Origin of the sequence: Nocardiopsis sp. CA-288880, assembly GCF_050955985.1 — a bacterium.
GTDB lineage: Bacteria > Actinomycetota > Actinomycetes > Streptosporangiales > Streptosporangiaceae > Nocardiopsis > Nocardiopsis tropica.
The window spans coordinates 7,239,585-7,260,321 of the sequence record NZ_CP192105.1 but is presented as its reverse complement, the minus strand read 5'-3'; the positions used below and the strand labels follow the sequence as shown (position 1 = coordinate 7,260,321).

The window sequence follows — 20,737 nt, the reverse complement described above, 5'->3', positions numbered from 1 at the left end:
CGATGTGCGTGTTCGGGAGGGTTCACGGGTCGGTACCGCCTCCGCTTACAGACGATTTCGGCCGAACGGCACGGGCATAAAGGATGGAGTGGAATGGTCGGCACGGCGGCCCTCCCCGGGTCGGTCAGTCCGGCACGTCACGGGAGGCCGCCGCCCGCGGGGACGGCACCGCGCCCGTCCCGCCCCCTCCCGCCCGGGGGAGCGCCGAGCCCCCGTCGAGGACGGCCCGCGCGAGCACGTCCCCGTAGTCGTCCTGGAACAGGGAGACGTCGCGGAAGTCGGGGTAGTCCTGCGACTTGTTGCGGAGGAGCCTGGGGAGGGCGGTGATCCTCGCCCGGGACCGGGGCTCCCGTTCGAGCAGCTCGTTCACGAAGTCGAAGACGGCCTTCTTGGGGCCCTTGACGATGGTGGGGACGCCCATGTTGACGGCGGAGTCGTAGACGTGTTCGGCGTCGTCGGTCTCGGAGTCCACGGCGCAGACGGTCAGGTGCGACCTCGACAGGGCGTCCGCGACCTCGCTCACCTTCTTCTCCCATGTGAGGAGGACGTTGCGGTCCCCCACCAGGGCCTCCTCCCGCTGCTTCCGCGAGCGCAGGAGCCACCGGCCGGGAGGGGTCCCCAGGTAGCTCGGGTCCACGTGCCGCTCGCGTACGTGGTAGACGATCTCGTACCTGGACGCCAGCCGGGAGGGGAACTGCACCTCGCTGGTGCCGGTGGCCTGCCCCAGGCGCAGGTACAGCAGGTTCCTCGGGAGGAAGACGCGCAGCCGCAGGGACTCCTCGTTCGGGGTGACCAGCCTGCGCATGACCACGTCGCTCATGAGGTCGCCGATCTCGTCGCAGATCTCCGGCTCGCTGACCAGCCTCGTGTCCTGGTGCAGCGGCCGGCCGTCCGCCTCGCCCCGCCGGGCGAAGCCGTGCGAGAGCTTGAAGCCGCCGGTCACCGGCTCCAGGTCGAAGAACACCATCGTGTCGGGCTCGTCGGGGGCGGGCTCGGGGGAGGGGCGTTCCGCGGGGGAGGGCTCCCCGGGCTCGCGCAGGCGCTCGCCCCGGTCGGCGGCCAGGACCTCCGCCCACTCGCGGCCCAGGACGGAGGCCTCGTCCCGGATCCACTGCCAGACCATCGGCGGGACCGGCCGGTGAGGAGAGACCTCCCGGTAGACGTGGTGGACCCAGGCCACCCGTAACGGCGGTCTCCCCGCCCCCGGCACCAGGTCCCACAGCGCGGTGAGGACCCGCCAGGCGGTGGTGGCGGCCCCCTGCTGCCTGACCCGGCGCATCTCCCGGGGCTCCAGCAGCCTCTCCGGCGGGACCGCCTCCAGGGGGATCGAGTCCAGGAGGTCGTGCAGGCGGTCGTAGGTCCGCCTCCCGCACAGCGACTCGTCCGCGAGGCGCCGGGCCGAGACGGTCTCGCCCCCGGCCCGCTCCCCCGCGATCTCCTCCACGGGCAGGATGAAGGCGATTCCCGAGGGCTCGCCGGGGTCCCCCCACTCGTAGTGGTGGTTCATCTGCACGAGCCCCACCAGCTCACCGGTCTCGGTCCGGACGGCGCACCCGCTGAACCCGCCGGTGATCAGGGACGACCGCGAGGGAGGCGTCTCGACCTGGTGCGTGACGCCGTTGGGTCCGCCCCTGCCGTGGTAGGTCACCGAGGCCTGGAGCGACCGCATGCCCGCCGGGTAGCCCGTCGTGTACAGGGCCTGCCCCGGCTCCAGGTCCCCGCAGCCGCTGAGCACCGGGAAGTCGGTGTCCGGCAGCCCCGGGCCGGTCAGGCGCAGCAGGGCCAGGTCGCGGCTCTGCGGCCCCGCCGCCCACAGGTCGGTCGCGACCTCCGCCTCCCACACCCGCCCGTCGAACGAGCGCAGGCGCACCGCGGCGCCCGCTCCCGGGTGGTCCTCCGGGTCCCCGCCGCGGCCGAGCGCCGTGTTGACGACGTGCGCGCACGTCACCAGCAGGCCGGGGGACAGCAGGACGGCGCCGCCCACGGGCTCGTCCTCGTAGAGCACCCGCATCTGCCAGGCCGGTTCGTTCGGCTGGAGGCCGCGGGGTGAAAGGGGGGTGTCCACTGTCGGGGGGACCTCTCTCGAATTCCGTTGTGCACGGAACAGTTCCCCCGAGGGGCGACTGTGAACCAGGGGGCGAAGGCCCGGCGCCGGCCCCCGCCGGCGGCCCGGACACGCGGACGCCCGCCCGCGGGGACGCGTCCCGCGAGCAGGGGCGCGGGCCGGACCCGGCACGGCTGCCGGAGAGCGGGCGGCGCCGCCCCGGCGGTCGCGGACCCTGGAGGGCCGGGGGCGAGCCTAAGCTGACCGTGTGGACCCTCCCACCGATCCCGCGGCCGAGGCGGTCTTCCGCCCGGTGCCGTCGGGCAGAGCCCTGGAGGCCACCGTCGACCGGCTGCTGTGCGCGATCCGGCTCGGCGTGGTCCCCGCCGGAGCCCGCTTCCCCGCCGAGCGCGACCTCGCGGCCAGGCTGGGCGTCGGCCGCGTCACCCTGCGCGAGGCCCTGCGCCTGCTCCAGGACCGGGGGTACGTCGAGGCGCGCAGGGGGCGCAGCGGCGGAACGTTCGTCCGCGGTGTCCCGCCCCGCCCCACGCCCGGCCAGGCCCTGCGCGGCCTCGCGGCCACGGGCGCCGGGCTGGACGACCTGCTCGCCCTCCGCCGGGCGGTGGAGACCGGGGTCGTGGTCCGGCTCGCCGAGACCGGCCTGACCGCCGAGCAGGAGCGCCTGCTGTCGGTCGGCCTCGCCGCCGCGGAGCGGGCCGACCGGGCCGCCTACCGCCGCCTCGACACCGTCCTGCACGTCACCCTGGCCCGCCTGACCGGTTCCGAGGAGCTCACCGCCGTCCTGACGGACGTGCGGATGCGGGTCAACGGGCTCATGGACACGGCCCCGCCCACGGAGGAGGGGATCGCGCTCAGCAACGCCCAGCACGGGGAGATCGCGCGCGCCGTCCGCGCCCGCGACCCGGGGGCGGCCCGGCGCGCCCTGGGCGAGCACCTCGCCGCCGTGGAGGCGGGGCTCCGCACGCGGTTCGGCTGAACCCGCCGGGGCGGCCCCGGACCCCCGCGGGGCCCCGGGCGGCCCCTCTGTCCCACGGCCGATCGCGCTCCTCCTGTCCGATCGGACAAACGGCGGGCCTCACGCATGGCCGCGCGGACAAACGGCGCCCCCCGAGGACTCGGCGCGGTCTCGAAGCGGTGTGGTTCACCGCACAACCGTTGTGACCCGTGGAACAAGGGGTAGTGATCGCGAGCAATGTCCGTAAACAGCGCGTAAGGGCATCAGTTGCGCGCGCAAGGGAAGGGAGGAGCCGGTCTTGAGCGAATCGATGCTCTGGTCGATCGGAACCTTCGCGGTCTACCTCGCCGGCATGGTCGCCATCGGCCTCTGGGCCTACAAGCGGACCGTCTCGCAGTCCGACTTCGTGCTCGGGGGCCGCCAGCTCAACAGCTGGGTGGCCGCCCTGAGCGCCAACGCCAGCGACTTCAGCGGATGGCTGCTGCTCGGCCTGCCGGGCGCCATCTACGTCTCGGGCCTGGGGGAGGCGTGGATCGCCGTGGGCCTGGCCTGCGGTTTCGCGGGGAGCTGGGTCCTCCTCGCCCCACGGCTCCGGGTGTACACGGAGCGGGTGACCGACGCCCGTGCGGGCGGCGACTCCGACTCGCTGACACTGTCCTCGTTCCTGGAGAACCGCTTCAACGACCCCACCCGCCTGCTGCGCGGGGTCTCGGCGATCCTCATCATCGTCTTCTACTTCTTCTACGTCGCCTCCGGCCTGGTCGCCATGGCGGCCCTGTTCGACCAGGTCTTCGGCCTCTCCCCGGCCCCCGCCATCGCCATCGGCGTCGGCATCGTGGTGCTCTACACCGTCCTCGGCGGCTTCCTCGCTGTCTCCTACACCGACGTCGTGCAGGCCGCGATGATGTGGCTGGCGCTGCTGGTCGTCCCCGTCCTGGCGGTCACCGCGCTCGGCGGTTTCGGCGGCCTGGCCGAAGGCGTGTCCGCCAGGAGCGACGGCCTCCTGTCCGCCGTCGGCGGGGTCTCCCTCGACGCCGACCTCGGCCGGTGGGCCCCGACGGAGACCCTCGGCTGGGTCGTCATCCTCTCCGGCCTCGCCTGGGGCCTGGGCTACTTCGGACAGCCCCACATCCTCTCCCGCTACATGGGCATCCGGTCGGTGGCGGACATCCCGAAGGCCGCCGTCATCAGCGTCACCTGGGCGGTCAGCGCCATGGCCATGGCCGTGGTGATCGGCTTCATCGGCATCGCCTACTTCGACACCCCCCTCGGCAACCCCGAACAGGTCTTCCCGCTCCTCATCGAGTCGCTGAGCCACCCGCTGGTCGCCGGGCTCCTGCTCGCCGCCATCCTCGCCGCCGTCATGAGCACGGCCGACTCGCAGCTGCTGGTCGCGGCGTCCGCGCTCACCGAGGACGGCTACAAGGCCTTCGTGAACAGGGACGCCGACCCGAGGGCGCTGCTGTGGATCAGCCGCGTCACCGTCGTGGTCGTCGCCCTGGCCGCCGCGGCGATCGCGCTGTGGGGCAACCAGTCGGTGATGGACCTGGTCGGCTACGCGTGGGCCGGTTTCGGCGCCGGCTTCGGACCGATCCTCGTGCTCTCCGTGTTCTGGAAGAGGATGACCTGGGCCGGGGCGCTCGCGGGGATGGTCGCGGGCGGCGTCACCGCGATCCTCTGGGACGTCGTCGACACCGCCTACCTCGGCACCGGCCTGTACGCGATGGTTCCCGCCGTCGCCCTCAGCCTCGTCGCGATCTTCGTGTTCAACGGGCTGGCGAAGGTCAGCACGCAGATGGAGGAGGACTTCGACCGGGTCGAGGCCGAACTCCGCGCGACCGGGACCGGCCCCGGGGCCGAGGAGGCCGCCGGGGTCTGACCCCCCGTCCGCGCCGGGGGCACGGGCCCGCACCGCTCCCGGACGCTGTCGGTTGATTCCGGGCCCTGACCACTTCGCCCCGTCGAGTACCTGCTCGGCGGGGCGAAGCGCTGCGAAGTGACCGGTACGAGTGCGGGCCCGGGGCGTGCTGGTCAGACGGGCATCGATACGGACAAGGTTGATCGCAACACCGATCAGCTGATGCGGGAGGCTGGCCCCGGCCGGACCCCGGTAACGGAATCTGCGTGGGCCACAACGCCCCGCCCCCTGGGAGACGGTGCCGGCGCCCGTGTGCGGCGGGCCCTCTCCGAGCGCCCTGGCCCTGTGCCTCCTGCGCGTGCACGGGTCGCGTGCCCGGTCGCCGGCCGTCCCCGCGCAGGGACCCGCCCGGCCGACGAACCGGCGTCGGAGGAGGCGCCCGTCGACACCGCCGGCAACGGCGTCGAGGGTGTGGAGATCGCGACGGTCCTCGGCGACGGGGCCGATGTCCACGCCGGGCCCGGTGGCGGTGAGATGTTGCACACCCTCACGAGTCCGAACGGCTTCGGGGTGGAGCGGGCGTTCCCCGTCCAGCGCAACGAGGGCGAGCGGCTCCAGGTGCTGCTGCCGGTCCGTCCGAACGGCGGCACGGGCTGGGTGAGGAGCGAAGAGGTGTGGCCGACCTCCACGGCGTACCGCGTGGAGGTCGACACCGGCGACTTCGAGTGCACCGTCTTCGACGGGGACGAGGAGTGCGCACCGGTGTGATCGGCACGGGGGAGGGCGAGACTCCCACCCCCGGAGGGTCGCTACTATTTCACCGAGCTGCTCCAGCCGCCGGACCCGGAGGGGCCCTACGGGGTCTGCGCCTTCGGCCTGAGCGGGTTCTCCGAGACGTTCGCGGGCGGGCTCGGCCGGCTCGCCGTCCACGGCACCAGCGACGAGGACGCGCTGGGCCGTCAGGTCAGCCACGGGTGCGTCCGGGTCTCCGCCGACGACACCACCTGGATGGCCGAGAACCTGCCGATCGGCGCCCCGGTCGAGATCTCCGCGTGAGCCGACCGTCTCCGGATCGCCGCGCGGGACGGTATCCCGCGCACATGGACCACACACGAGGACTGCCATGCGTCTGAAGCACTACCTGATCGTCGCCGGTTTCGCGGCCGCCGCCCTGTTCGGCGGATCCCCCGCCTGGGCCGACGACGCGACCTACCCCACCGGGACCCCCAACTATCCCGTTGCGATCCCCGGCTACCCCTCCGAGACTCCCAACTATCCCGTCGCGATTCCCGGCTACCCCTCCGAGACTCCCAACTATCCCGTTGCGATTCCCGGCTACCCCACCGGGACTCCCAACTATCCCGTCGCGATTCCCGGCTACCCCACCGGGGTCCCCGCCCCGGTCGAGTGTTCGGCGGACCCCTCCCAGCAGCTCGCGCTGTCCGCCGGGGTGCCGGGTGCGGAGGCGCCCGTCGGGGTGCCTGTTGAGGTGCCGGGTGCGGAGGCGCCCGTCGGGGTGCCCGTCGGGGTGCCGGGTGCGGAGGTCGGGCTGTGCGAGGACCCGGGTCAGCCGGAGCCCGAGTCCTCCGCTCCCGTCGCCGTGCCCGCGTACCCGACCCACACCGACTGACCAGCTGATCCACGACCGGTGTCACCCCGTGGCGAGCACGGGGTGACACCGCGGGGCGGGGCCCGCCGCACACGGACGCCGTTGGTTGATTCCCGGTTCGGGTCCCACCCGACGCCGTTCTCCGCGACCAGGGTCGCGGAGAACGGCGTTGTCGTATTCCCCGAGTCCAAGACCAAGCGCCAGGAGGTAGGTGCGCGGATCGGCAGGGACGGAACCCGGCTGCTGGAAGCGGTCTTCGCTTCGGGGATGCCCGCCCGATGGGCACTGGGTGGACGCCGGACACCCCACCGCCTCCCAGACCGTGGCAGCCCAGCGAGAGCACGGCGTCGACCTGCAAGGACCAATGGCGGGCAACGCCGCCGCCTCTGCGAGCGGCCTCTATGCGCAGGACGCCTTCACCATTGACCGGGCGAGCAGGCAGGTCGCCTGCCCGCGAGGGCGCACCACCGCTGGCCGGCATGAGCGGCGCTCCCGACAAGGGCTTCCCGTGATCCGGGTGCGGTTCTCCGTGCTGGACCGTCGGCCCTGTCCGGACCGGGAACGGTGTGTCGGTTCGCCCGCCGCAACCTGCCGTGAACTGCGGCTACGGCACCACGACGAACACCACGCGATCCGCGCGGCACGCACCGAGCAGCAAACCGAGGCCTGGAAAGAGCGTGACAGGGTCCGGGCCGGGGTCGAGGGCACCATCTCCCAGGGGGCGGGGCGTTCTCCCAGAGGCGGGGCGTTGTGGCCCGGAATCGACCGACGGCGTCCGGGAGCGGTGCGGGCCCGCCCTGCCTGGCGCACCGGACCCGGAGAGCGGTAGAACGGTGACATGTCGTCACCGACGGAACATCCAGCCGCGTGGGCTCGGACCGACGTCCCCGAGGGGCTCGGTCTGGGCACACTCCTTCCCGAGCCCGACGGCTACCGCCTGGAGGCGGGGGAGACCGTGGTCGAGGGCGAGGAGCGGTTCTTCACCCGCTTCACCGTCCGCACCGACCTCGCCTGGGCGACCAGGGAGGTGCGCACCGAGGTCGTGAGCGGCCGGGGCACGACCGTGGTCGCCCTCACCGCCCAGGGCGGCCACTGGTTCGACGACAAGGGGAACCCCCTCCCCGGCCTGGTCGGCTGCCTGGACGTGGACGTCGCCGCCACACCGCTGACCAACACCCTCCCGATCCGCAGGCTGGGCCTGCGGCCCGGCGAGTACCGGGACATCCAGGTGGTCTGGATCGACATCCCCTCCCTGCGGGTGCGCCGGGTCCGGCAGCGCTACACGCGCCACGTGGCCGAGGGGGGACTGGAGCGCTACACCTACCGGGACCCCCTGCACGGCGAGTACCGCCTCTCGGTGGACGGGCACGGCGTGGTGGTCGACTACGAGCGCTTCGCCCGGCGGCTGCGCGCGGACGACTGAGCCCGCGCGGCTCCCGCAGGCCCTCCCCGCCCCGGCCCTCCGCCGCGGGCGCGGCGGCCCGGGTCCGGTTCCTCCCGCGGCCGGAGAGGCCCCGGCTGTGCGGCCCGCCGCCCCGCGCGCGATAATCGGCGGGAACACGCACGAGACCCACGGGGGAGAGCTGTGACCGACACCGAGCTGAGCCGGGCCCGCCGCGAGATCATCCTCGACCTGGACGTGCCCGAGGACTTCGACGTGCGCGCCGAGATCGAACGGCGCGTGACCTTCCTCTCCGAACTGCTGGCCACCACCGGCGCCACCGCCCTCGTCCTGGGCATCAGCGGCGGCGTCGACTCGCTGACGGCCGGTCTCCTGTGCCGCCTGGCCGTGGACCGCGCGCGGGAGGCCGGGCACACCGCCGAGTACGTCGCCATGCGCCTCCCCTACGGCGCGCAGAAGGACGAGGAGGACGCCGCGCGCGCCGTCGACCTCACCGCGCCGGACCGCTGCCTCACCGTGGACGTCAAGCCCGCCAGCGACGCCATGGCGGCCTCCCTCGCCGACTCCGGGCTCGCCTACACCGAGGCCTCCGAGGACTTCGTCCTGGGCAACGTCAAGGCCAGGCAGAGGATGATCGCCCAGTACGCCGTCGCCGGCGGCCTGCGCGGCCTGGTGATCGGCACCGACCACGCGGCCGAGGCCGTCACGGGGTTCTTCACCAAGTACGGCGACGGCGGCGTGGACGTCGTCCCGCTGACCGGTCTGACCAAGCGCCGGGTGCGCGCGGTCGCCGCGGAGCTCGGCGCCCCGGACGACCTGGTCTCGAAGGTCCCCACCGCCGACCTGGAGACCCTGTCGCCGCAGAAGCCGGACGAGGAGGCGCTCGGTCTGACCTACGACCAGATCGACGACTTCCTGGAGGGGCTGCCGGTGCCCGAGCACGTGGAGACCACGCTGGTCGACCGGTACCGCGCCACCGCGCACAAGCGCGCGCTGCCCACCGCTCCCTAGACCTACCACGGAGGCCGGTGACGCCGGCTCCGACCGGCACAGGCGAAGAGGGCCTCCGGCACCGGTGTGGACGGCGACGTCCACCATCGGACCGGAAGGCCCTCGACGCCCCGCACCGCCCGCCCCCCGCGCCGGCGGGGCCGAACGCGCGGAGGCGTCCACGGGTGGCCGCACCACGACGACCACTGTGAGACCTGGGGTGCCTGGTCTGGGACTGGCCGGTCAGAGTGGATGTCGGTCGCTCCGGCCCGGGTCGTGACCCATACAATCGCCGGCCCCGCCCGGGCGCCCTTCGGCGGTCTTGTCCGTCCACTGGTTCCACACCGCCCCGGCGGTCCTCCCGGGCCGGTGCGCCCGGAGCGCGGTCCGTAGCGGTCCCGGCGGTCGCCGCGGGCGGCCGCCGGACGCGGTCCTCCCCGTCCCGGTTCCACTACCCTGCCGGGCGCTCCCGCGCGGTGGTGCGGGCACCACCTTTTCGGGGAGTGCGAACCGCCGGTTCAAAAGGGGCGTCAGATCCATCGCGACCACCCGCCTCTTCCGCCTAAGGTCGTAGCAACGCGCGTCACCGATCTGCCGACACCGACGCGGGCCCGCCGTAGGGCGCGTTGGAGAACGCGTTGCCACCCCCTGATCCCGGTCGACTCCGACCACTGGGAACACGCTGTGCCCAGGGGGTCCGTGCACGGGAAGACCTAGGAGCGACATGACCGTGACCGTCGAGAACGAGGGCGGGGGCGTGCTGTCCGCGCCCCCGCCCGGCACCGTCCACGCGGCCTCACCCGCCGCAGACCAGCGGGTCCCCCGGCCCGGAGCGGGGCGTGACAGGTTTCTCGACGTCATCAGGCTCCTCGTCATGGCCCTCGTGGTCATGCAGCACTGGTGGCTCCCGGTCCTGGCCCAGGACCAGGGCATCCTGGAGGCGGGAAGCGTCCTGGAGACCGAGGGCGGCTTCGCCCTCACGTGGGTCGTCCAGGTCATGCCGCTGATCTTCTTCGTCGGCGGGGCCGCGAACCTCATCAGCTGGCGCTCGGCCTCGGACAAGGGGGTCACGGCCTCCACCTGGTACGCGCGCAGACTGCGCCGCCTCGCCTGGCCCGTGGTGCCGCTCGCGGTCGTGTGGATCACCGCCTCCCACCTGCTGGTGCTGAGCGGCGCCCCCGCGGAGTCGGTCCTGGTGGGCTCGGGCGCGGCGGGCATGGTCCTGTGGTTCCTGGCCGTGTACGTGCTGGTCGTGGTGGCGACCCCGGTGCTGTTCGGCGCGCAGGAGAGGTTCGGGTGGTGGGTGCCGGCGGCGCTGCTCGCCGGTGCGGTCGCCGTCGACGCCGTCCGGTACGGGACCGGTGCGGACTGGGTCGGTTACCTGAACATCGCGTTCGTGTGGCTGGGCATCCACCAGCTCGGCTTCCGCTACGCGACGGGGGCGATCCGCCTCCGCTACGCGGCGATGATGGCCGTGGGCGGCGGCGTCGCCGCGCTGGCCCTGGTGCTGTTCGGGCCGTACTCGGTGAACATGACGGGCGTGTTCGCCGCCGAGACCTCGAACGTGTCCCCGCCGACCCTGGTGCTCGGCTCCCTGGGCGTCCTCCAGATCGGCGTCGCGGTGCTGCTGCGGGAGAGGATCAGCGCGTGGTCGGACCGCCCCGGGCCCGCGCGGATGCTGGACCGGGTCTGCCCGCAGCTGATGACGGTCTACCTGTGGCACATGATCCCGGTCAGCGTGGTCGCGGGGGTCCTGGTGTTCGGCCTGGGGATCGACACCCCGGCGCCGCTGACGGGCACGTGGCTGCTGTGGGGCGTGCTGGGCCTGGCGGTCCTGCTGCCGATGATCGCGCCGCTGGCGCACTGGGCGGTGCGGTTCGAGAACCCGCCGAAGGCGCTGAGCGGCTCCCCCGGCATGCTGCGGGTCCTGGTCGCGGCCGCGCTGATCGGCGGCGGGATGCTGATACTGACGGTGTCGGGCCTGGGCGTGGGCCTGGTGCCCCTGCTCGGGCTGCTGGCGGTCCTGTCGGGCCTGATGCTGACGCGGGCGCCCGTACGGGTCTGACGCCCCGCTCCGCCCCGGCGCGGCCCCGGTCCCCGCGCGGAGACCGGGGCCGCGCCGTCGTCGGCGGGGACGCGGGACCGGTCCCGCGCCCCCGCCCCCCGCCCCCTCCTCGGGTCCGGTGGGGTCGGGGCGGCCCGCCCCCGCCCCCACGGCCCGCGTCGCGCCGTCGTCCGGGGCGCCCCTCCCGCCCCGGGCCCGGTGGTGGCGACGCGCCGGAGCGGGTAGACCGGACAGCATGGACCCGACACGCATCGCCTTCGAACGGCGCGGGCGCGGCCGCCCGCTGGTGCTGCTCCACGGCCTGGGCGACCGGCGCCAGAGCTGGAAGGTCGTCATGACCCGGCTCGCCCGGGACTACCAGGTCATCTGTGTGGACCTGCCCGGCTTCGGCTCGACCCCCGCGCCGGGGGCCGACGAGCCCTACGACGTCCTGAGCATGACCGAGGACGTCCGAGCGCTCTGCGAACTTCACGGCTGGGAGCGCCCGCACCTGGCCGGGAACTCCCTCGGGGGGTCGATCGCCCTGGAGCTGGGGACCCGTGGTCTGGCGGGGTCGGTGACGGTGTTCTCCCCGGCCGGGTTCTCCGACAGCCTCGCCCGGTGGGGGATGCGCGCGGTCGGCGCCGCCGCCGACCTGGCGACCCGGATCCCGACACCGGTCAAGGAGCGCCTCGCCAACACCGCGCCAGCCCGGGCCGCCGCGCGGATCGCCCTGCGGGGCGACCCCTCCTCGCCCGAGGCCAAGGCCACCCGCTTCAGCGTGCAGGGGCTCGAACCGGGAGCCCCCTACGTGCGGATGGTCCCGCGCATCGCCGAGTACCACTTCGCGGCGCGGCCCATCGACTGTCCCGTGACCATCGCCTGGGGGGACCGCGACCGGACCCTGCTGCCGTCCAGCGCGGTGCACGCCCACGAGCGGGTGCCGAACGCGCGCATGGTCTCCCTGATCGGCAGCGGGCACATCCCCATGGCCGACGATCCCGTCACGGTCGCCGAGCACATCCGCTGGACCTGCCGCTCGGCCGACCTGGGGGGCCGGCGGGCCGCCCGCGGGCGAGCACTTCCGCCGTCCGCCGGCCGGTGAGGGGAGCCCCCGGCGGGGGCGCTCCCGGGAGCCGGATCCGCCGTCCGCGCCGACCGACCGGCCCCGGCGGCGGTCGCAGGGGTCCGCGTCCGTCCGGCCGGAGCGCCCGGGGCCCCGCCCGTCCGGTCCGTCCCCGGCGCACCCGGGTCCCGGTGGCGCCAGGGGCCCGGCGCTCCGCGCGCGTCGGCGCCGCGGCCGTCCCGGCGGCGCGCGACCGGGGCCCGGTTCGCCGGGCCCTGGTCTACCGCCGCGTCGACCTCGCGGGATAGCGTGGTCCGGCGTACCGACGAGGAGGCAGTGGATTGACAGCATCGACACACCGCGCCCCGGGGCATCCCGAGTGGCTGCGGGAGGAGGAGCGGAGGCTGTGCGCCTTCGCCGCGGGCTCCGCGGTGCCCGGCGGCTTCGGCTGGTTGGACGCGCGCGGCGGGGTGGAGCGTGACCGGCCGGTCGCCACGTGGATCACCGCGCGGATGACGCACGTGTTCTCCCTGGCCCACCTCCGCGGTGACGCGGACGCCGGCCGGCTCGCCGACCACGGGGTGGCCGCACTCGCGGACGGGCCGCTGCGCGACGGGGAGCTGGGCGGGTGGTTCGACCGGGTTCCGGAGGGGCACTCTGCCGGGGACGCGTCCCGGGAGCGCTCCCACGCGGAGGGCGGGGAGCCGGGGGCCGACCTCCCGCGCAAGTCCGCCTACGAGCACGCGTTCGTGGTCCTGGCGGCCTCCACCGCCACCGCCGCCGGCCGCCCCGGCGCCCGCGACCTGCTCGACGAGGCGCTGCGGGTCATGGACGCCCGCTTCTGGGAGGAGTCGGCGGGGGCCGTCCGGGAGAGCTGGGACGCCGGGTGGAAGGCCACCGAGGAGTACCGGGGCGCCAACAGCAACATGCACTGCGTCGAGGCGTTCCTCGCCGCCGCCGACGCCACCGGCGACACCCTCTGGACGCGTCGCGCGCTCGCCGTCGCGGAGCGGCTGGTCCACGGTGTGGCCGCCGCCCACGACTGGCGCCTGCCCGAGCACTTCACCCCCGGATGGGAGCCCGTCCCGGACTACAACCGGGACCGGCCGGACCACCCCTTCCGCCCCTTCGGGAGCACCACCGGCCACCTGCTCGAATGGGCGCGGCTGCTGGTCCACCTGGAGATCGCGCTCACCCGGGCGGGCGAGGAGGTCCCCGACTGGCTGACCCCCGACGCCCGGAGCCTGTTCTCCCACGCCGTCCGGCGCGGGTGGGGGGTCGACGGCGAGGACGGTTTCGTCTACACCCTCGACTGGCAGGACGGCCCGGTCGTGCGCGAGCGCATGCACTGGGTGGTGGCCGAGGCGACGATGGCCGCCTGGGCGCTGGCCCGGCACACGGGCGACGGCGAGTACACCCTCCTCTACGACCGCTGGTGGGACTACGCCGCCAGGTTCCACCTGGACGGCGAGCACGGCAGCTGGCACCACGAACTCGATCCGGCCAACCGGCCGGCGGGAAGCGTCTGGGCGGGCAAGCCCGACGTCTACCACGCCTACCAGGCGACCCTTCTGCCCCAGATCGGGTTGTCGACCTCCCTCGCGGACGCGCTCCCCGCGACGTCCGCCCCGGCCCCCGGAGAAGACGAGTGACCGCGCGAAGCACGGACGGCACGAGGGCGGCGGGCGCACCCGCGCGCCTCGTCGTGATCGGTGAGAACGTCATGGACCTGCTGCCCACCGGCCACGGCGCCGGCGTGCTGCGCGCCTCCCCGGGAGGGGGCCCCGCCAACACGGCCGTCGCGGCGGCCCGGCTCGGCACCCCGACCCGCCTGCTCGCCCGGATCGGCTCGGACGGCTTCGGCGCGATGATCCGTGAGCGGCTGCTCGGCGAGGGCCTGGACCCCGCCGGCCTCCTGGCGGCGGAGGAGCCGTCGGCCCTGGCCCTCGCCTCGCTCGGTCCGGACGGGTCGGCGCGCTACGACTTCCGCATGGACGACGCCGCCGACTGGCACTGGCGCGCGGGCGAACTCCCGGAGGAGCTGGAGCCGCAGGTGCGCGCCCTGCACGCCGCGTCGATCGCCCTGTTCCGCGAGCCGGGGGCCTCCCGGATCGAGTCGCTGCTGCGCCGCGAGCACGGGAGGGGCCGGGTGACGCTCACCCTGGACCCCAACATCCGGCCGGACGTCATCGGCGACCCGGCGACCGCGCGCGCCCTGGCCCTGCGGCACTGCGCGCAGGCGCACGTGGTCAAGGCCAGCGACGAGGACCTGGCGTTCCTGTACCCGGACCTGTCGCCGTCGCGGGCGGCCCTCGCCCTCGCCGCCCTCGGCCCGTCGCTGGTCGTGGCGACCCTCGGTGGCGAGGGGGCCCTCGCGGTCTCCCACGGTGTGGAGGCGGTGGTCGACGCGCCGAAGGTCGAGGTGGTGGACACGGTCGGCGCGGGCGACTCGTTCATGGGAGCGCTGCTGACCTGGCTGGACCGCCGCGGCCTGCTGGGCGACGGTCCCCGGGCCCGTCTCGCGGGGACGACCAGGGGGGACCTGGAGGAGATGCTGCGGTTCGCGGCGTCCGCCGCCGCGGTCACGGTGACCCGCGAGGGCGCCGACCCGCCGGTCCTCGCCGACCTGGCGGACTCCTCGGGGGACGCCGCCTGAACAGCGGGGCCGCCGGTCTTCCGGCGGCCCCGCGCGGTCCGCTCCGGGGTCAGAGGCCCTCGCGCGTCCCGCGGACGACGTGGTCGACCACGTCGGTGAGGTACCCCCGCCGGGCGTACGCGGAGCGCTGGCGGGCCGCCCCCGTCCCGGCCTCCCGGGCCCGGTCGAGCAGCGCCGACACCAGGTCGGCGTCGCCGTTGGCGCTCAGGCCGGGGAGCGCCGCGTTCCACAGCCGTTCGAGGGCGTAGGCCCCCGGCAGGCACTCGCCGGTGAGCGGGTCGGGGACGCTGCCCTCCAGGCCGTCCCGGGCGGCGCGCCACATGGCGGCGCGCAGGGTCTGGTCGGTGATCTCCGGCGCGGGCCTGCCGTGGTGGACGTCGGCGAGCGCGCGGGTGGCCAGGCCGCGGGTGAGGACGGAGAACAGCAGCGCCTCCTCGGCGGTCGCGGCCACGTCCCCCACCCGGATCTCCAGGGTGGGCAGGTGGTCGGACAGGCGGACGTCCCAGTAGACCATGTGCCTGTCCAGGATCGCTCCGGCGGAGGACAGCGCCCGCACCGCCCGCTCGTGCTCGGCCAGCGAGCGCAGCATGGGGGGCGGCCCGGCGGAGGGCAGCCTGTTCCAGGTGATGGACCGCCAGCTCGCGTAGCCGGTGTCGACCCCCGCGTGGAAGGGCGAGTTCGCGGACAGCGCCACCAGGAAGGGGAGCCAGCGCCGCAGGTGGTCGCTCACCGCCACGGCGGTCTCGCGGTCGGGGATGCCCACGTGCACGTGGCAACCGCACACGATGTGGGAGGTGCGCAGTCCCCCCGCGTGCGCGGCGATGTCGGCGTAGCGGGGGCCCTCGCTCACGAGGGCGGCCGAGGTGTCGCCGATGACGGCGGTGCCCGTGGCCGCCACGGCGAGCCCGGCCTCGTCGGCGGAGCGCGCCAGTTCTCCGCGGGCCGCGCGGAGGAACCGCAGGGCGTCGTCGGCGGTCTCGCACACGGGGCTGTTGGCCTCGACCTGGACGCGGCTGAACTCTCCGGACAGGCGTTCGTCCGGCATGCGGGTGCGGGACAGGAGCTCGGGCGCTCGGGAGAGGATCCGGCGGGTGCGCGGATCGACGACGAAGAACTCCTCCTCGACACCGAACGTGGGACTTCTCGCGGTGGTGCGGGTGTGGGCGTGGGCGGATGCCGGTAACCACTGGCCGTGTGCTGTCGTGGAGCGGTTCTCCATGGGCGTCGGTCCCTCCTGCTGTCCGGGGGTGTCCCGGACTGGATATCCCGTGCAGGGCGGCTGCGACAGTGTCCCGAAGAAGACAAAGAGCTATCCGTTGTTTCGTTTGTCCTCTTTGTCGGTATCGCGGGTATGGCGTTGCGTGCGCGTTACGGATTTATAACCGCCCCTGGAGTCGGTGAATCCTCGGCGGGGCTCCGGACCGCCGTGCGGAGTGAGAGACATCACTCTTTCGGGGGTGTGGAAACGCAGGTGGGTGCTGGGGCACCCCCGGGAACACCCGCCCCCCGGTTCCCCGCGGGAGGCGTCCCGGGCCCGCGGGAGCCGCCGCGTGCGACTCGGTGCGGGCATCGGTGAAACGACCAGTGTGGACCTCCGCACCTGCCGTGACGGGGGGCCGCTGTGCGAATGTGAGCACGTGGAAGGCAGCGAACCCGAACCCCCGAACACCCGCCTCCGTGGCCGTGACACGCAGACGCGGGCCCTCGCCGACGCCCTGGGCCGCGCCAGGTCCGGACGGGGCGCGGCCCTGCTCGTCTCGGGTGGTCCGGGCAGGGGGAAGACGGCCCTCCTCGACCACGCCCGCGGCGCCGCCGGTGGTTTCACCGTGCTCCACGCGGGGGGTGTCTCCGACGAGGCGGGCCTCCCCTTCTCCGGACTCCAACGCCTGCTCCGCCCCCTCGGCGCCGAGGTCGACGGGCTCCCCGAGCCCTGGCGCCCGCTCCTCAGGGAGGCCCTCACCCGCGGCGCGGTGGCCGACGCCGACCGGCTCGCCCTCTACACGGCGCTGCCCGAACTCCTGTCCCGCGCGGCCGCCGGGCGCGGCCGACCGCTGCTGGTCTGCGTGGACGACGCCGACCGGCTGGACGCCCCCTCGCTGGACGCGCTGTCCTTCACGGCCCGCCGGCTCGGCGGCACCCCGGTCGCCGCCCTGTTCACCGCGCGCGAGGGACACGGCAAGCCAGCCGGGGCGCGACTGCCCGAGACCACGGGCGAGCCCACCCCCGACGCGCTCGTGCCCGGCATCGCCGAACTCCTCCTCGCCCCCCTGGAGGAGCGGGCGGTGCACGACATCCTCACCGACAGCGCCCCCGTCACCCTCGCCTCCGCCGTCCGCTCCTCCCTCGTCCGCGCCGCCCACGGCAACCCGGCCGCCGTCCTCGGCTACCTGCGCGGACTGGCCCCGGCGCAGCTCCTCGGCGAGGAGCCGCTGCCCGACCCGCCCCGCCTGCCCGGCCGCCTGCGCGGCGACTTCCTCGTCCCCTACCGCGAGCTGCCCGAGCGGGCCCGCCGCCTCCTCCTGCTCGCCGCGCTCAGCGCCGCGCCCCGCGTCCACCTGCTGCTCACCGCCTCCGGCGGGGCCGACGCGACCATCACCGACCTCGAACCGGCGGAGGAGCGGGGCCTGGTCCGGGTGGAGGGCGACGCCGTCGTCTTCACGGACCCCCTGACCCGCGAGGCGATCGCCCAGGACACCCCCGCCGGGCGGCTGCGCGACGCCCACCGGGCGCTGGCCGGGGCGGTGGACCCGGAGCGGGCGCCCGTGGAGTTCTCCCTGCACGCCGCCGCGGGGACGAGCGCCCCCGACGCGGACCTGTTCGAGGCGGTGTCCGCCGCCGCCCGCCGGGCCAAGCGCCTGGAGGGCCGCCTCGCCGCCTCCCACGCCTTCGAGCGCGCCGCCTGGCTGTCACCGGACTCCGACGAGCGCGCCTGCCGCCTGACCACCGCCTCCTACGAGGCCTACATGGCGGGCCGCACCGAACGCGCCACCCGCCTGCTGTCGCAGGCGCGACCGCTCGCGGTCTCCGACCGGCGCCGTGTCACCGTCGACTTCATCGACGCCCAGATCGCCATGCGGGGCGAGAACGCCCTCGACGTGGCCGAGCGGCTGTACACCGTCGGGCGCGAGCTCATCCCGCACGACCGCTTCCTGGCCCTGCGGGCGCTGGTCCGCTCCGCCGACTCCGCCTCCCTGGCCGGCGACGCCGGACGCCACGCCCGCGCCGCCGAGCTGGCGGTCTCCCTGGTCCGCACCGACGACCCGGCGCCGATGCGCCTGCTGTCGGCCTTCCTGGAGGGGTGCGTGATCTCCTTCCGGGGCGACTACCCGGGGTCCACGCCCCTGCTGCGCGAGGCCACCGGGCTGGCGGAGATCGCCAAGCCCTCCGAGCTGATCTGGGCGGGCATCACCGGGCTGCGGCTGGCCGACGCGCCCTTCGTGCGCGCGGCGACCTCCCGGGCGGCGGAGGTCGGCCGGGCGCGCGGCGAACAGGCCACCCTCCCCGCCGCGCTGGGTTTCCTGGTCTTCTCCGAGTTCTGGAGCGGCCGGTTCCCGTCCGCGGCCGGCACCGCGCTCACCGGCCTCAGGGTGTCCCGCGAGAGCGGGCAGACCATCTGGGCCACCCAGCACCTGGCGTCGCTGGCCATGATCGCGGCCATCCAGGGCGACGTGGACACCTGCCGGATCCGCGCCCGCGCGGTCGCCTCCCAGGCGGGCGAGAACAGCCTCGGGCTGGCGGCGGCCCTGGCGGCGTGGGCGCTCGCCGTACTGGAGCTGTCCCGGGGCAACGCGGCGGAGGCGTTCTTCCGGCTGCGCTCCCTCGTGCACTCCGCCCCCGGCCACGGCCACCCCACCATGCGGCTGCTGACCGCCCCGCACTTCGTGGAGGCCGCGGTCAGGATGGGCGAGACGGAGTGGGCCCGCACGTCCCTGGCCGGGTACCGGCGCTGGGCCGAGTCGGTGGGGAGCCCGAGCGCGCTGGCCCTGGCGGCGCGCGGCTCCGGGCTCCTGGCCACGGGCGACGAGGCGGCCGACCACTTCGAGAACGCCCTGGCCCTGCACCGGGCGTGCGGGGACGACGACGTCGAGCACGCCCGCACCCAGCTGCTGTTCGGCGCCTTCCTCCGCAGGGCGCGCCTGCCCGGCCGGGCCCGCGAGCACCTGAACAACGCGGTGGAGACCTTCGAGCGCTTCGGCGCGAGGCTGTGGGTACGGCAGACCCGCGCGGAGCTGCGCGCCATCGGCACCGCCGCGTCCGGACCCGACCCCGGACCGCACGCGGCCGGCGAGCTGACCGCGCAACAGCAGCAGATCGCCCGCCTGGTCGCCGAGGGGGCCACCAACCGCGAGGTGGCCGCGCACATGTTCATCAGCCCGCGCACGGTCGAGCACCACCTGCGCGGCATCTTCCGCAAGCTCAACATCAGGTCCCGCGTGGACCTGGCCCGCCTGTTCAACTGACCCTCCGGTCCGACGGCCCCCGGGCCGCCGGACGCCCCCGTCATACCAACTGGTCGGTACGGGTTCTCGGTCGGCAACCGCGAGAAAGGCAGCCATGACAACGACCGCAGCGGACCATCTCCTGAGAGCGGACGGGGTGACCGTGCGCTTCGGAGGCCTCACCGCGCTCGACGACGTCGGGCTCCAGGTCGCGCCGGGGTCCGTCGTCGGCCTCATCGGCCCCAACGGCGCGGGAAAGACCACCCTGTTCAACGTCCTCTCCGGCGTGCTGCGCCCCACCGCGGGCGCCATCACCTGGAAGGGAGCCCCGCCGCCCGGCCGCCGGCCCCACCACCTCGCCCGCGCCGGCATCGCCCGCACCTTCCAGGGCCTCAACCTCTTCCCGATGATGACGGTCCTGGACAACGTCGTCGCCGGAGCCGACCGCCTCGCCGCCGGAGGGGCGTTCTCCCTGATCAGCGGTCTCGGACGGCACCACCGCGACGAGAGGGAGCTGCGCGCCCGCGCCGTCGCCGCCCTGGAGGGGTTCGGGATCGCCGAGCACGCGCACCGGCTCCCCGGCACCCTCCCCTACGGCCTGCAGAAGCAGGTCGCCCTCGCCCGCGCCTGCGTCGGCGAACCCGAGCTCCTCCTCCTGGACGAACCCGCCAGCGGGCTGTCCGGGACACAGATCGACGCCCTCGCCGAGCAGATCCGCGGCTTCAGCCGGGACATGGCCGTGGTCCTGGTCGAACACCACATGGACCTGGTCATGCGCGTCTGCGACCGCATCGTCGTCCTCGACTTCGGCCGGGTCATCTCCACGGGGACGCCGGAGGAGGTCCGGGCCGACCCCCTCGTCACCCGGGCCTACCTCGGCGCCTCCGACGACGCCGGCCCCGGCCACACGAACGGAGCCCCCCGATGACCGCGGCACCCCTTCTCACCGTCGAGGGACTCAGCGCCTCCTATGGCGCCGTCCGGGCCCTCGACGGCGTCTCCATCACCATCCCCGCCGGCGGCATCTGCGCCGTGCTCGGCGCCAACGGCGCGGGCAAGACCACGCTGCTGCGGACCGTCACCGGCCTCCACCCCGCCTCGTCCGGCCGGGTCCTCCTCGACGGGGACGACATCACCCGGCTCCCCACGGAGAAGGCCATCACCCGCGGCCTCGCCCACGTCCCCGAGGGGGGCGGCGTCATCGCCGAGCTCACCGTCGAGGAGAACCTGCGCCTGGGCGGGCTGTGGCGGTCCGACCGCCGGGACAGGAGCACGTTCACCGAGGTCATGGAGCTCTTCCCGCCCCTGGCCGAACGGCGCGGCAAGACCGCGAGCACCCTCTCCGGCGGCGAGCGCCAGATGCTCGCCATCGGCCGCGCCCTCATGGGCAGGCCGCGGATCCTGCTCCTGGACGAGCCCTCGCTCGGGCTGGCGCCCCTGGTCACGCGGCAGATCTTCGGCCTCCTGCGCGACCTCCGGGACCGCACCGGGCTCACCGTCGTCCTCGTCGAGCAGAACGCCGCCGGGGCGCTGGCGGTCACCGACACGGGGTTCGTGCTCAACCAGGGGCGGGTCGTCGCCGAGGGCGCCTCCTCCGAACTGCTCTCCGACGACCGCACGCGCCACGCCTACCTGGGCTTCTGAGGAGCACCC

General features: G+C 74.7%; 17 protein-coding genes. 15 read left to right on the top strand and 2 right to left on the bottom strand.

The genetic code is table 11. The features are described 5' to 3' along the window. Positions 1–124: 124 nt before the first annotated feature. Positions 125–2,065 carry a S1 family peptidase gene (locus ACQPYD_RS31345; protein ID WP_433698973.1) on the bottom strand — a complete coding sequence of 647 codons (1,941 nt, stop codon included), beginning with the start codon at positions 2,063–2,065 and terminating at the stop codon, positions 125–127. 247 nt (positions 2,066–2,312) lie between these two features. Here ACQPYD_RS31345 and ACQPYD_RS31340 point away from each other — a divergent pair, with 247 nt between their 5' ends. From ACQPYD_RS31340 to ACQPYD_RS31285, 12 genes are all read left to right on the top strand, one after another. Beyond that, complete coding sequence (locus ACQPYD_RS31340) at positions 2,313–3,041, top strand: FadR/GntR family transcriptional regulator (RefSeq protein ID WP_433698972.1); 729 nt, start codon at positions 2,313–2,315, stop codon at positions 3,039–3,041. Positions 3,042–3,330: 289 nt separating this feature from the next. Then, positions 3,331–4,899: a sodium/proline symporter PutP gene (putP, locus tag ACQPYD_RS31335; RefSeq protein ID WP_433702189.1), complete on the top strand. Its 1,569-nt coding sequence runs from the start codon at positions 3,331–3,333 to the stop codon at positions 4,897–4,899. A gap of 324 nt (positions 4,900–5,223) precedes the next feature. Beyond that, a complete protein-coding gene (locus tag ACQPYD_RS31330) occupies positions 5,224–5,646 on the top strand; it encodes a hypothetical protein (RefSeq protein ID WP_433698971.1) in 423 nt (140 codons plus the stop codon). Positions 5,647–5,703: 57 nt separating this feature from the next. Further along, positions 5,704–5,934 carry a L,D-transpeptidase gene (locus ACQPYD_RS31325; RefSeq protein WP_433702188.1) on the top strand — a complete coding sequence of 77 codons (231 nt, stop codon included), beginning with the start codon at positions 5,704–5,706 and terminating at the stop codon, positions 5,932–5,934. 67 nt (positions 5,935–6,001) lie between these two features. Continuing rightward, positions 6,002–6,508, top strand: a complete 507-nt coding sequence (locus tag ACQPYD_RS31320; RefSeq protein WP_433698970.1) for a hypothetical protein — start codon at positions 6,002–6,004, stop codon at positions 6,506–6,508. Positions 6,509–6,851: 343 nt separating this feature from the next. Further along, entirely contained in the window at positions 6,852–7,316 is a 465-nt protein-coding gene (locus tag ACQPYD_RS31315; RefSeq protein ID WP_433698969.1) for a transposase, read from the top strand. A gap of 9 nt (positions 7,317–7,325) precedes the next feature. Continuing rightward, positions 7,326–7,910: a putative glycolipid-binding domain-containing protein gene (locus tag ACQPYD_RS31310; protein ID WP_433698968.1), complete on the top strand. Its 585-nt coding sequence runs from the start codon at positions 7,326–7,328 to the stop codon at positions 7,908–7,910. A gap of 162 nt (positions 7,911–8,072) precedes the next feature. Beyond that, entirely contained in the window at positions 8,073–8,900 is an 828-nt protein-coding gene (gene nadE / locus ACQPYD_RS31305) for an ammonia-dependent NAD(+) synthetase (RefSeq protein WP_433698967.1), read from the top strand. 703 nt (positions 8,901–9,603) lie between these two features. Continuing rightward, a complete protein-coding gene (locus tag ACQPYD_RS31300) occupies positions 9,604–10,944 on the top strand; it encodes an acyltransferase family protein (protein ID WP_433698966.1) in 1,341 nt (446 codons plus the stop codon). Between the two features lie 235 nt (positions 10,945–11,179). Next, entirely contained in the window at positions 11,180–12,028 is an 849-nt protein-coding gene (locus ACQPYD_RS31295) for an alpha/beta fold hydrolase (RefSeq protein WP_433698965.1), read from the top strand. Between the two features lie 302 nt (positions 12,029–12,330). After that, positions 12,331–13,641: an AGE family epimerase/isomerase gene (locus ACQPYD_RS31290; RefSeq protein WP_433698964.1), complete on the top strand. Its 1,311-nt coding sequence runs from the start codon at positions 12,331–12,333 to the stop codon at positions 13,639–13,641. A 71-nt stretch (positions 13,642–13,712) separates the two neighbouring features. Beyond that, positions 13,713–14,645 carry a carbohydrate kinase family protein gene (locus tag ACQPYD_RS31285; protein ID WP_433702187.1) on the top strand — a complete coding sequence of 311 codons (933 nt, stop codon included), beginning with the start codon at positions 13,713–13,715 and terminating at the stop codon, positions 14,643–14,645. Between the two features lie 49 nt (positions 14,646–14,694). Here ACQPYD_RS31285 and ACQPYD_RS31280 read toward each other — a convergent pair whose 3' ends face one another. Continuing rightward, positions 14,695–15,864, bottom strand: coding sequence for a carboxylate-amine ligase (locus tag ACQPYD_RS31280; RefSeq protein ID WP_433698963.1), 1,170 nt, complete (start codon positions 15,862–15,864; stop codon positions 14,695–14,697). A gap of 418 nt (positions 15,865–16,282) precedes the next feature. Here ACQPYD_RS31280 and ACQPYD_RS31275 point away from each other — a divergent pair, with 418 nt between their 5' ends. The 3 genes from ACQPYD_RS31275 to ACQPYD_RS31265 all read left to right on the top strand — a co-directional run bounded on the left by ACQPYD_RS31275 (position 16,283) and on the right by ACQPYD_RS31265 (position 20,728). Further along, positions 16,283–19,105, top strand: coding sequence for an AAA family ATPase (locus ACQPYD_RS31275; protein WP_433698962.1), 2,823 nt, complete (start codon positions 16,283–16,285; stop codon positions 19,103–19,105). A 94-nt stretch (positions 19,106–19,199) separates the two neighbouring features. Continuing rightward, entirely contained in the window at positions 19,200–20,012 is an 813-nt protein-coding gene (locus tag ACQPYD_RS31270; RefSeq protein ID WP_433698961.1) for an ABC transporter ATP-binding protein, read from the top strand. Beyond that, positions 20,009–20,728, top strand: a complete 720-nt coding sequence (locus tag ACQPYD_RS31265) for an ABC transporter ATP-binding protein (RefSeq protein WP_433698960.1) — start codon at positions 20,009–20,011, stop codon at positions 20,726–20,728. The genes ACQPYD_RS31270 and ACQPYD_RS31265 overlap by 4 nt, the downstream gene beginning before the upstream one ends. The last annotated feature ends 9 nt before the right edge of the window (positions 20,729–20,737 follow it).

What these genes read in the sequence shown, in the direction of transcription:
- ACQPYD_RS31295 (WP_433698965.1), top strand. Translation starts at nt 11,180, where the DNA reads ATGGACCCGACACGCATCGCCTTCGAACGGCGCGGGCGCGGCCGCCCG.
- ACQPYD_RS31280 (WP_433698963.1), bottom strand. Translation starts at nt 15,864, where the DNA reads ATGGAGAACCGCTCCACGACAGCACACGGCCAGTGGTTACCGGCATCC.
- ACQPYD_RS31300 (WP_433698966.1), top strand. Translation starts at nt 9,604, where the DNA reads ATGACCGTGACCGTCGAGAACGAGGGCGGGGGCGTGCTGTCCGCGCCC.
- ACQPYD_RS31320 (WP_433698970.1), top strand. Translation starts at nt 6,002, where the DNA reads ATGCGTCTGAAGCACTACCTGATCGTCGCCGGTTTCGCGGCCGCCGCC.
- ACQPYD_RS31285 (WP_433702187.1), top strand. Translation starts at nt 13,713, where the DNA reads ATGGACCTGCTGCCCACCGGCCACGGCGCCGGCGTGCTGCGCGCCTCC.
- ACQPYD_RS31270 (WP_433698961.1), top strand. Translation starts at nt 19,200, where the DNA reads ATGACAACGACCGCAGCGGACCATCTCCTGAGAGCGGACGGGGTGACC.
- ACQPYD_RS31315 (WP_433698969.1), top strand. Translation starts at nt 6,852, where the DNA reads ATGGCGGGCAACGCCGCCGCCTCTGCGAGCGGCCTCTATGCGCAGGAC.
- ACQPYD_RS31265 (WP_433698960.1), top strand. Translation starts at nt 20,009, where the DNA reads ATGACCGCGGCACCCCTTCTCACCGTCGAGGGACTCAGCGCCTCCTAT.
- ACQPYD_RS31310 (WP_433698968.1), top strand. Translation starts at nt 7,326, where the DNA reads ATGTCGTCACCGACGGAACATCCAGCCGCGTGGGCTCGGACCGACGTC.
- putP (WP_433702189.1), top strand. Translation starts at nt 3,331, where the DNA reads ATGCTCTGGTCGATCGGAACCTTCGCGGTCTACCTCGCCGGCATGGTC.